This window comes from Pseudomonas sp. 05N433, from assembly GCF_056396925.1.
The window spans coordinates 1-5,354 of sequence record NZ_JBFTML010000109.1 but is presented as its reverse complement, the minus strand read 5'-3'; the positions used below and the strand labels follow the sequence as shown (position 1 = coordinate 5,354).

Annotated in this window: 2 protein-coding genes and 3 pseudogenes; 2 read left to right on the top strand and 3 right to left on the bottom strand. The window is 60.6% G+C overall.

Annotated features, from left to right (window positions below; translation table 11 throughout):
- A partial coding sequence (locus AC1DIS_RS29715) for an APC family permease (RefSeq protein ID WP_477781283.1) occupies window positions 1–942 on the top strand: 942 nt, incomplete at its 5' end.
- A gap of 39 nt (window positions 943–981) precedes the next feature.
- Here the strand turns inward: AC1DIS_RS29715 and AC1DIS_RS29710 are convergent.
- The 3 pseudogenes from AC1DIS_RS29710 to AC1DIS_RS29700 all read right to left on the bottom strand — a co-directional run.
- Window positions 982–2,241 (bottom strand): annotated as a pseudogene (locus AC1DIS_RS29710) (MFS transporter); the annotation flags it as partial.
- 102 nt (window positions 2,242–2,343) lie between these two features.
- A pseudogene (locus AC1DIS_RS29705) lies at window positions 2,344–2,883 on the bottom strand (methyl-accepting chemotaxis protein); the annotation flags it as partial.
- A 318-nt stretch (window positions 2,884–3,201) separates the two neighbouring features.
- Window positions 3,202–4,395: pseudogene (locus AC1DIS_RS29700) on the bottom strand (PDC sensor domain-containing protein); the annotation flags it as partial.
- A gap of 342 nt (window positions 4,396–4,737) precedes the next feature.
- Here AC1DIS_RS29700 and AC1DIS_RS29695 point away from each other — a divergent pair.
- On the top strand, window positions 4,738–5,354 hold a 617-nt coding region (locus AC1DIS_RS29695; protein WP_477744685.1), incomplete at its 3' end, for an APC family permease.

Below are 5,354 nucleotides of genomic sequence, written 5' to 3'. Positions count from 1 at the left end.
GAGTACCTGGCGATCMTGATCCTGGATTTTTCCATCCTCAAATCCGGCGGCGACAGCGGCATCAACCTTGATGCGTTTGATCGCGGTCATGTGTTCAGCGGCACACCGTCAATCGGCTTGCTGTTCTGCTTCGCGGCATTTATCGGCTTCGAGGCGACGACAATTTACGGCGAAGAGGCCAAGAACCCGCAGCGTACTATCCCGATTGCCACCTACTGCTCGGTGTTGCTGATCGGTGGTTTCTACGCACTGTCGGTATGGTCGATGGTGGTGGGCGTGGGTGCGGACAAAATCGTGCCGATGCTGCAGTCCTTGCAGGACCCGACGACGTTTATCTACGGCATGTCCGACCACTTTGTCGGCCCCTGGCTGACTCAGATTATCCGGGTGCTGTTCATGGTCAGTATCTATGCCGGCCTGCTGGCGTTTCATAACGCCGCGGCCCGTTACTTCTACGCGATTGGGCGTGACGGCCTGTTGCCGCACCGCTTGGGCACTACCCATCGGGTGCACCAGAGTCCTCATATGGGGTCGGCGTTGCAGAGCCTTATCTCGGCGGTGGTGGTACTGATTTTCGCCGCCATGGATGCCGATCCGATCCTGCAGCTGTTTGCCTGGCTGTCCAACTTGGCCACGCTGTGCGTGATTTTGTTGATGGCGCTCACGTCCGTAGCGGTAATCTTCTTTTTCCGGCGTCACCCCGAACTCAAGGTGGGGATCTGGCGTGGGCGGATTTTCCCCGGTTTCTCTTGCATTGCCCTATTGGCGGTCCTGGTACTCGCGGTGGTGCACTTCGATGTACTGACGGGCGCCAGCCTGGCCTTGTCATACAGTCTCTGCGCGATCATTCCCGCGGCCCTGCTGGGTGGCGTGTTCCTGGCGGCTCGACTTCGCAAGGCGTCGCCGCAGCGGTACCAGGCATTGGGTAGCCACAAGCTTTAAGGCTCCACGCAGAACTTTTCAACCAAATCTGCGCGTTGCTTACCAAGGAAGGTCTGCGACCTCGCGCGGCTGCGCCTGTCTGCTCAGCATGACCAGCAGCGAGGCGATCAACAGCAGGACTGCCGACGCTGCCAGCACGGCAACGAAGCCTGCATCGAACGCCGCACGGGCGAATGCGCTCAGCATCGCGCGGCCTTCGGGTGACAACGTCTCGGCGACGACCAACGCGTCGTCGAGACTCTCGAATGTCGCGGGGTTCAGGGTCAGCCATGCCGGAATCATCAGGCCCGCCGAATACGCATAAATCGCCGATGACAGACTGCCCGCCAGCGTCACACCCACAGCACCGCCCAGTTCAAAGGACACTTCCTCGATGGAGGCGGCCATGCCGGCTTTATCGGCGGGCACGCTGAGCATGATGGTGCTGGACGAAACGGTCAGTGCAGCGCCAATCGTCAAGCCCAATAGGGCAAGGCTGGCGACTTGCAGGTAAACCGCAGCGTTGTACAGCAAGAGATAGCTCAGCATCGCGGCTGACGACAGCAGCAACGTCCAGAACAGCATCCGCCGGTTTCCCAGGCGCGGCAGGTAGTAACCGGCAAGCGGCCCTGCGACGAAGGAGCCCAGTGGCAGAGGAAGGATGAACAATGCCGCCTCCAGCGGCGACATGCCGAGTACCAGTTGCAGGCGCTGGCTGAACACCAGTTCCATGCCGATCAACGCAGCGGCCGACACGACTGCTGAAATGACGGCATTTCTGAAGCCCGGTGCAGTGAACAGCGCCAGATCGAGCATCGGCTGTGCGGCACGGCGTTGGCGTCGAATGAACAGTGTCAGAAATAGCGCACCCAGCACGACCGCCACCAGCATGCCGTCGAAGGAGGGCGCCCGTTTACCGAGTTCCTTGACGGCATACGCCAGGCTGATCAACCCGATCATGACCTGCAGCGAGCCCAGCCAGTCCCATCGCTTTTTGGCATCCCCCGGGTGATTCGGGATCAACACCGCGCCGAGGACCAGTGCCACCAGCACAATAGGCACGTTGATCAGAAATACCGAGCCCCACCAGAAGTGCTCCAGCAGCAGGCCGCCCACCACCGGGCCGAACGCGGCGCCCCCTGAGGCAACCGATGCCCAGATGCCGAAAGCCATCGCCTGCTCGCGCGGGTCGGCGAACGTCAACCGCACGATGGCCAGCGTAGCCGGCATCATCATCGCCGCGCCGACAGCCAGAAAGCCGCGGGCACCGATCAATACGCTGGCCGATGGCGAGAAGGCCGCGATCAGCGAGAACAGGCCAACGTGGGGGCATCATGGGGGGGCTCGATGAACGATGGTCGAAAGCCGGCAACTGTCACTCAGTCAAGACGTCAGCACCGGCAGGTAGCCTGCCGTGCCCCTTTACACTCGAAAATGGCCGACAAGCTGCTGTTGATGGTTGGCCATTTCATGGAGTGAGTCACTGGCCGTTGAGGCATCGCTCATCCGTTTGGTCAGTGTTTCGCTGATGCTGCGAATGCCACTGACCCGATGGTTGATATCTTCCACGACCGTGCTTTGCTCCAGGGCTGCGCTGGCGATCTGCTGATTCATCTGCTCGATCACATCCACGGCCTGGGAAATATTCTCCAGCGCCGCACGGGTCTGTTGCACCTGGATCACGCTGTTGCCGGCTTGCTCGCGGCTCAGCTGGGTACTGTGCACCACCTCCTGGCTCAACTGCTGCAACATTTCTATCACCGTGCGGACCTGTTCGACCGAGCTCTGGGTGTTGCTGGCCAGGTGCCTGACTTCATCGGCTACCACCGCGAAGCCGCGCCCCTGTTCGCCCGCCCTGGCCGCTTCGATGGCCGCATTCAACGCCAGCAAGTTGGTCTGCTGCGCGATGGTGCTGATGACGTCCAGCACCTGGCCAATCTGGGTGCTGCTATCGGCGAGGGCATGCACTTGCTTAAGGGTGGTGTCCAGACGCTGATCGAGGCTTTCGATGCTGCTTTCGGCGATGGAGAACACCGCTTGACCTGATCGGCTCGCGCTTTCGGCGGCTGTCGCTGCGTCGGCGGCACCGTGGGAATGGCGCGCCACTTGCTGGGCACTGGCACTCATTTCGTGCAGCGCGGTCGCGGCCAGCTCCACTTCGCGGTACTGGCGTTGCATCCCTGCGCTGACTTCCCGGGCAATCCCCGACGAGGTATTGGCGCTGTTGCGGGTATCCAGGGAGGCGGTTTGAATGTCGCGAATAATTGGCTGCAACTTGTCCAGAAAACGGTTGAACCCATTGGCTAATTGGCCCAATTCGTCGCGTCGCCCGGCGGGCAGGCGTTGGGTAAGGTCACCATCGCCATCGACGATGGCATCAAGCAGGCCTGCCACCTTCAGCAGCGGGCGTGTCACCCCGTAGGCGGCCAGCCAGATCAGCAACATGCCGAGGCAACTGGCCAATACCCCCAGGCAAAGGTTGAGCCAGTTGGCCTGGCGGCTTTTGTCGTCCAGTTCGCTTTGCATTTGCCGGGCGGGTGCCTGCACCAGAGCTTGGGGAACCTTGATCTCCAGTTGCCAGAGTGGATTGCCTGCCACGGGTTGCAGAGCCTGGCGTATATCGAGGGTGGTCCCGGAGACTTCGCCGCTGCGTCCTGCCACCTGGCCGGAGGCCGACACAATGGCCACTTCGCTGTTGCCTTGATACAGGTCCTGGCCGAGGTCGGCAGCCAGCTTTTGCAGCGTGTCGAGGCCAATGTCCATGCCGACCACGCCGAGGATCTTGCCGTTGGCGATCAGAGGGACAGAAATGCTGCTCATCAGGACTTTCTGGCCTTCCACCTCACTGGTGTAGGGCTCCACCACGCAAGTGCGCCTTTGAGCTTGAGGGCAGGTGTACCAGACGTTTGTCGGTTCGCTGCCGGGGGGCGCTGTGTTGGTGAAGATTTGCGCCTCGGTGAGCACATCCTGGACCAATTGTCCCGGCTGGCTCTGTGACCAATACAGCGCAAAACGACCTTTTTCGTTGCTCGCCAGTGCACGTTGCCCGACGAAATTAGCGTCTGCGCCCGCCAACGCGTCAGGCAGAAGGATGACGTACAGGCCGAGCACTTTTTCGCGGTTGAGCAGTGTCTGACGGGTCACGCTGATCAGCGCTTCGCGCAATTGCCCAGCCGTGAGGCGTCCATTGAGCGTTTGATCGCGCAGTTGCAGAACCTGTTGCGCGAACCCTTCGCTATACAGCGCCGTTTCGTTGAAAAAGCGTTCGACCTGTTGGCCATGGGCAGCGGCCTGGGCTTGCAAGCGCTCCACGGCGGCTTGCCCGAGCAGGTGACTGCTCTGCTCCTTCAGCAATTTTGCACTTTGTTGGTTCTGGTACACCGAGGTGCCTACCAGCGCGCCGACGACAGCCAGCAGGCACAGTCCGCTCAGGAGTGTGATCCGCCATTGGATAGTGAGATGAGCTAAACGCATGACTGGGACTTCCTGCAGAGGGCTTGGCTGCGATGGGCTGTGGACCAGGCCCTCGCTTTTATTATCGGTGCCGGCATCTGGGTATAGAGCGGGTGACGCTAGCATGCGGGAGGGAACGGCCAGCCGGTTATCCCGAATCGGCAAGGACTGCCGGATTGCGGGTGCCGCATCGACCTGTTTTGGGGCGGCGCCTCGGATGCTACCGATTTGGGATAGCGAGCGGTTCAGGGGCGGGCATAGGATCGAGTTCAGCGCGCAACTAAAACAAAACGCTAATTGGTGCCGATGGAATTCAATCGGGCCACCCCAACAGCGACTGCCTCATACAATAAGGTCAACAACATGAGTGTACCTATCTCGATCAACAGCTCCACGGAGCTCAAGCGTGGCGCCCTGGGCGTCGGGTTCATCATCTTCTTTGTGGTGTCGGCGGCGAGTCCTTTAAGTGTGATCGCCGGTGGCTTCCCGATTGGCATCATGTTGGGTAACGGTGCCGGTACTCCGGCATTGCTGATCCTGGCGTTGCTGGTGCTGCTCGCGTTCTCGGTGGGTTACACCACCATGTCCCGGCACCTGACCAATGCCGGCGGTTTTTATGCGTTCACCTCACGTGGTTTGGGTGGCCTGGCAGGCGGCGCGGCCGGGGTGTTGGCGATGTTTGCCTATAACATTCTTCAGGTCGGGTTGTATGGCATGTTCGGTGGGGTCGTCAGTGGCACCATGGAAAGTGTATTTGGGCTGGTGTTGCCGTGGTGGTCCTACTCGCTGATGGCGATGGCGAGCATTGCGATTCTGGGGTATCGCAAGATTGACCTGTCGGCGCGGCTGCTGTCGGTGATGGTGATCGCCGAGTACCTGGCGATCCTGATCCTGGATTTTTCCATCCTCAAATCCGGCGGCGACAGCGGCATCAACCTTGATGCGTTTGATCGCGGTCATGTGTTCAGCGGCACACCGTC